This window comes from Achromobacter sp. Marseille-Q0513 (genome assembly GCF_018195695.1).
Lineage (GTDB): Bacteria > Pseudomonadota > Gammaproteobacteria > Burkholderiales > Burkholderiaceae_B > Achromobacter.
In genome coordinates this window covers 1-5,597 of record NZ_JAGTJY010000270.1, presented here as the reverse complement: position 1 = coordinate 5,597, position 5,597 = coordinate 1, and the positions used below count along the sequence as shown (strand labels likewise).

At 71.4% G+C, this 5,597-nt stretch carries 4 protein-coding genes; 2 read left to right on the top strand and 2 right to left on the bottom strand.

The annotated features are described in order from the left end of the window. Window positions 1-180: 180 nt before the first annotated feature. Complete coding sequence (locus tag KDH83_RS29100; protein ID WP_212322208.1) at window positions 181-855, bottom strand: 5-formyltetrahydrofolate cyclo-ligase; 675 nt, start codon at window positions 853-855, stop codon at window positions 181-183. Window positions 856-945: 90 nt separating this feature from the next. On the opposite strand from KDH83_RS29100, the gene KDH83_RS29095 reads away from it, so the two are divergent. Together KDH83_RS29095 and KDH83_RS29090 are read left to right on the top strand one after the other, a co-directional pair. Beyond that, window positions 946-3,063, top strand: a complete 2,118-nt coding sequence (locus KDH83_RS29095) for a lytic transglycosylase domain-containing protein (RefSeq protein WP_212322207.1) — start codon at window positions 946-948, stop codon at window positions 3,061-3,063. Beyond that, a complete protein-coding gene (locus tag KDH83_RS29090) occupies window positions 3,060-4,172 on the top strand; it encodes a CCA tRNA nucleotidyltransferase (RefSeq protein WP_212322206.1) in 1,113 nt (370 codons plus the stop codon). Before KDH83_RS29095 ends, KDH83_RS29090 begins: the two co-directional genes overlap by 4 nt. Before the next feature lie 106 nt (window positions 4,173-4,278). Here the strand turns inward: KDH83_RS29090 and KDH83_RS29085 are convergent, their stop codons facing one another. Beyond that, on the bottom strand, window positions 4,279-5,466 hold the full coding sequence (locus KDH83_RS29085) for an SAM-dependent methyltransferase (RefSeq protein WP_212322204.1): 1,188 nt from the start codon (window positions 5,464-5,466) through the stop codon (window positions 4,279-4,281). Window positions 5,467-5,597 lie beyond the last annotated feature (131 nt).

Sequence of the window (5,597 nt, the reverse complement as noted above, 5' to 3'; positions counted from 1 at the left end):
CCGCGCGCGCCGGGGGGCCCGGGCCTCCCCGGGGGGGCGGCGGGGGGGGGGCCCCGCCCGGCGGGAGGGGGCGCGGCCCGCCCGGGCCGCGCCCCCCCGCCCCCCCCGGGCGCGCCCCCCCCGCCCGGCCGCCCGCCCCCGACGCCGCCCCCCGGCGCGCGCCCCGGGGCGGGGCCTGGCTCAGCCGAGCCGATAGGAAAACAGCGTCTTGCCGCCCTTGCCGGGTTGCGACAGCGGCGCCTCGGGCACCCAGCCTTCGTCGGTCAGGATGGCGTCCAGCGGGTAATCGTGTTCGGCCGGCTCGTAGTCGGCGTCCAGCTCGCCGCAGCTCCAGGCGATGCCGATGGCGGTGAAGGGCTGGCCGCCGTCGCGCAGCGCGGCCAGCGTGCGGTCGTAGTAGCCGCCGCCGTAACCCACGCGGTCGCCAAACTGGGTAAAGCCGAGCGTGGGCGCCAGCACCACGTCGGGCGGCAGTTCGTCGCCCGCGGCGGGTTCCTGGATGCCGTAGGCGCCGCTGCGCATGGGGGCGTCCGGCGTCCAGGGCAGGAAGGCCAGCGGCGCGTTGCGTTCGCGCACCACCGGCAGCACCACGGTGATGCCGGCTTCCACCCATTGCTCGAGCAGCGGGCGCAGGTCGGGCTCGTCCTCCATGGGCCAGAACGCGGCCACGATGGAGGGCGCGCGGCGGCCGGCCTTGACCGCTTCGTCGCGGGCGGCGTTCAGCCAGGTGAACAGCCTTGCGCGCATCAGCAGACCGCCGCGGCTGCGCTGGCTTTCCGGCAGGTCGGCGCGCAGTTGGCGCAATCGCGCGCGCAGCGGGACTGCGGTATCCTCTGGAGTATTTTGCGTAGTCATGCGGTAGCGGTAACGAGGGTGGAAAATGAAAGCAAAAATGCAGGCCTGCGACCAGGCGCAGAACAAGGCTGGCACGTGAGGAAGACACCCATGGCACACGCCCTGCAATCCGGACGGTATCAGAAATCCGCGCGGCCGGCGTCCGCCGCTCAGGCCGGCGCCGGCCTGCGCCGCTGGTTGCCGCTGCTGGCGCTGTTCACCGCCGCCTGCGCGCCGGTCGACGCGCAGCAGCGCAGCGCCTCGGTCAATCCGCAGCCCCAGCCCGCCGCCCAGGCGCCGCAGCCCGCCATCGCCGTGCCGCCGGCCGTGCTGGCCGGCCTGCCGCCCACCAACGATACGCCCGCGCTGGCCGCCGTCCAGGCCGCGCGCGAGGCCATGAACCGCAAGCAATGGTCGGTGCTGGGCGCGCTGGTGCCACAGGCCAAATCCGATCCGCTCGGCATCTATCCGGAATACTGGCTGCTGCGTTACCAGCTGTGGTCGCCGCCTGCCGGCGGGCGGCCCAACGCCGACCTGCAGCGTTTCATCAGCGGCAATGCCGATGCCTACCTGGCCGACCGCCTGCGCGGCGACTGGCTGCTGGCCGCCGCCCGCAGCGGCGACTTCGACACCGTGCGCAAGCTGGCGCCGGTAAAGAACAGCAACGCGCAGATCGAATGCGCGATCCTCGATGCCAAGCACATGAGCGGCCAGCGCGCCACCGCCGCCCAGGCCATGGCCGTGTTCCAGCCCGGCACCGCCTGTTGGGGCCTGTACGACCAGCTGGTGGCTGACCGCGTCCTGGGCTGGGACGAGCTCGAGCCGCAGCTGCGCGACGCCATCGAGGCCAACAAGACCACCGACGCGCGCAAGTTCGTGCAGTACATGTTCGAGCCGCGCGACCAGAAGACCTACGATCTGCTCATCAAGGATCCGATGAAGTGGCTCACCCGGCAGGACCGCCTGCCGGTGGGCCGCAACGAGAAAGAGCTGGTGACCATCGCGCTGGCGCGCCTGGCCCGCTCCGACGTCAGCGTGGCCGACTCCTACCTGCGCCGCGAATGGGCCAAGTCCATGGCCAAGTCCAATCTCGCCTGGGTGCGCGGCCAGTACGCGCTGGCCGCCGCGCTGAACCTGGACAGCCGCGCCAACGATTGGTATCGCGAGGCCGGCCATATCCGCATGACCGACTACAACGCCGGCTGGAAGGTGCGGGCCGCGCTGCGCCAGCCCAAGATCGACTGGAAGTGGGTCATCGAGTCCATCGACGAGATGCCGCCGGCCCAGCGCGCCGACACCTCCTGGGTCTACTGGAAGGCGCGCGGACTGGCCGCCACCGGCCGCAAGGACCAGGCCCAGGCCGCCTACGCCGGCATCGCCGACCGCTTCGATTTCTATGGCCAGCTGGCCGCCGAGGAACTGGGGCGCCGCATCACGGTGCCGCCGCGTCCCGCGCCGATTTCCGATGCCGAGATCGCCGAGGCCCGCGCCAATCCCGGCCTGCGCCGCGCCGTGCAGCTGTTCCGGCTGGGATGGCGCGCCGAGGCCGTGCCCGAATGGAACTTCGCGCTGCGCGGCATGAGCGACCGCCAGCTGATGGCGGCCGCCGAGCTGGCGCGCGCCGAGAACATCTACGACCGCGTGGTCAACACCTCGGACCGCACCGAGAAGGAATTCGATTTCAGCCAGCGCTTCATCGCGCCCTTCGAGGGCCGCGTCACGGCCAAGGCCAACGCCATCGCGCTGGACCCGGCCTGGGTCTATGGCCTGATCCGGCAGGAATCGCGCTTCATCATGGACGCGCGCTCGCACGTGGGCGCCTCGGGCCTGATGCAGCTGATGCCGGCCACCGCCAAATGGGTCGCGGGCAAGATCGGCATGACCAATTTCACGCCCGCCAGCGTCAACGATTTCGACACCAACACCGAGCTGGGCACCAACTACCTGAACATGGTGCTGCGCGACCTGGACGGTTCGCAGATGCTGGCCAGCGCCGGCTATAACGCCGGCCCGAGGCGGCCGCACAACTGGCGTTCCACCTTCACACACCCGGTCGAGGGCGCGATCTTCGCCGAGACCATCCCGTTCAACGAGACGCGCACCTACGTCAAGAACGTGATGTCGAACTCCGTCTATTACGCGGCCATGTTCAGCGGCCAGCCTCAATCCCTGAAGGAGCGGCTGGGCAAGGTCGTGCCCCTGGGCGCCGAAAGCACCACGCTGCCATGACGCAGGACCCCGCAACCCAGGGCCTGCAGGTCTATATCGTGGGCGGCGCGGTGCGCGACGCCCTGCTGGGCCTGCCGGCCGGCGACCAGGACTGGGTCGTGGTCGGCGCCACGCCCGAGGACATGGCGCGCCGGGGCTTCATGCCCGTGGGCGGCGATTTTCCGGTGTTCCTGCATCCGCGCACCAAAGAGGAATACGCGCTCGCCCGCACCGAGCGCAAGTCCGGCCACGGCTACAAGGGCTTCACCTTCCATACCGGCCTCGACGTGACGCTGGAAGACGATCTGCGCCGTCGCGACCTTACCGTCAACGCCATCGCGCGCAAGCCCGATGGCGAGCTGGTCGACCCGCTGGGCGGCCAGGCCGACCTGCGCGCGCGCGTGTTCCGCCACGTGGGCGAGGCCTTCGAGGAAGACCCCGTGCGCATCCTGCGGCTGGGCCGTTTCGCGGCGCGCTTCGCCGATTTCAGCATCGCGCCCGAGACGCTGGCGCTGTGCCGCCGCATGGTCGAGGCTGGCGAGGCCGACGCGCTGGTGGCCGAGCGCGTGTGGAAGGAACTGTCGCGCGGCCTCATGACCGCCAAGCCGTCGCGCATGCTGGACGTGTTGCACCAGTCCGGCGCGCTGGCTCGGGTGATGCCGGAATTGCGGGAGTCGACGATCGTGGGCGTGGACGTGGACCGGGCCGCCGCGCTGGGCCTGCCGCTGGCGTCGCGCTATGCGCTGATGTGCCGGCTGACGACCGAGCGCGAAGCCCTGGGCCGGCGCCTGCGGGTGCCCACCGAATGCAATGATTGCGCGCGCCTGCTGCCGGAGATGCTGTCCGGCCTGGAGGCGGTAGACCAACAGGACGGCGCGTATGCGCAGCTGGCGCTGATCGAGCGCGCCGACGCGCTGCGCAAGCCCGAGCGCTTCATGGATCTGATTCAGGCGGCCGCCGTGCTGCGGACCGTTGACGAAGCCGCATGGCAGGCTCGCGTGGACGCGGCGCGCGGCGTGGACGCCGGCGCCATCGCGCGCGCCTGCGCGGGCGATCCGGCACGTATCAAGGAAGGGGTCAGGCAGGCCCGGCTGGCGAGCCTGGAAGCGCTGGCGTCGCCGGCGAACTGAGGCCGGTAGGCGTCTTCAAGGCGGGGGGCGCGTCTTCACGATCGGGACGCGCCGTCAAACCGCCGCGCAGCCTGGCGCGCGGCTTCTCCAGGGTTGCCGCCCAGGTTCAGAGCTTGCCGAGCCGGTCGCCGCGCGCGAAGCCGCGCAGCGGCGCGGTGATGCCACGGCCCACCGCCAGCACCTTGAACAGCTCGCCCATCTCGGCTTCCGACAGCAGCTTCTGCACCGGCGCGACGGCGCGCGCATAGGCGGCCGCATCCGAGGGGTCGAGCTGCGCCAGCAGCTCCATCAGGCCGGCGTTCATCAGGAAGCGCGCCTGCGAGGTATAGCCCAGCACCTGCAGCCCCGCCGCCTGCGCGGCGTCGGCCATGGCCGTGAAGTCCACGTGGGCGGTGATGTCCTGCAGGCCCGGCGCGGTGAAGGGATCGCCATGGGCGTGGTGCCGCAGATGGCACATCAGCGTGCCGCCCGCGCGCTGCGGATGGTAGTACTCGCTGCGCGGAAAGCCGTAGTCGATCAGCAGCGCCGCGCCGCGTTCCAGCCAGCCGCCCATCGCGCCGATCCAGGCCTCGGCCTGCAGATTGATCTCGGAGACGTAGCCGGGCAGGGCCGGCATGCGCTCGGCCAGCGCGGCCGCCAGCGCGGGGCTGGCGGGGCGGTCTTCCCAGACGAATTCGCCGTGCGCGCCCAAGGCCACGCCGCGTTCGAGCGGCATTGCGTCCTCGCTCCAGCGGAACAGCGACACCGGCATGGCGTCCAGCACTTCGTTGGCCAGCACGCAGCCAGAGAAGGACGTCGGCAGCGCGTCCAGCCAGCGCACGCGCGCACCGAAGGGCGCCAGCCGTTCTGCCTGGACCGCGCGCAGGTCGGCCGACACTTCCAGGATCAGGTATTCGGCGTGCGTCTGGCCCAGCGCGTCCAGCTCGCGCAGCACGCCTTCGGCCAGCGCGCCGGTGCCGGCGCCGAATTCCAGCACGGCGGACGTGCCGGTCTGCGCCAGCACGTCGGCGGCCTGGCGCGCCAGCGTGCGCGCGAACAGCGGCGTGAGCTGTGGCGCGGTGACGAAGTCGCCCGCCGGCAGCGCGGCGGCGTCGGCCGGGTCGGCCAGCTTGACGTTGCCGGCCGCGTAGTAGCCCAGCCCCGGCGCGTACAGCGCTTCCGCCATCCAGTGGTCGAACGGCAGCCAGCCGGAAGCGGTCCGGATGGCCGCGCGCAGATGATCCGCGGCGGCGGCGCTGTGTTCGAGGGAGGCGGGATCCAGGGGCGGGAGATTGGCGGGAGCGGGGCGTTGCATGTAGCGGCCATGTGAGGAATCCGGGAATTTTAGCCGGGGGCGGCATGCGCCCGTATTGGCAAGACTGCCAGGGGAACGATCAGGTCGTCCTGCGACGGCCTCTCTAAATACTCACTATATGAGATCAATAC

What these genes read in the sequence shown, in the direction of transcription:
- KDH83_RS29100 (WP_212322208.1), bottom strand. Translation starts at nt 855, where the DNA reads ATGACTACGCAAAATACTCCAGAGGATACCGCAGTCCCGCTGCGCGCG.
- KDH83_RS29095 (WP_212322207.1), top strand. Translation starts at nt 946, where the DNA reads ATGGCACACGCCCTGCAATCCGGACGGTATCAGAAATCCGCGCGGCCG.
- KDH83_RS29090 (WP_212322206.1), top strand. Translation starts at nt 3,060, where the DNA reads ATGACGCAGGACCCCGCAACCCAGGGCCTGCAGGTCTATATCGTGGGC.
- KDH83_RS29085 (WP_212322204.1), bottom strand. Translation starts at nt 5,466, where the DNA reads ATGCAACGCCCCGCTCCCGCCAATCTCCCGCCCCTGGATCCCGCCTCC.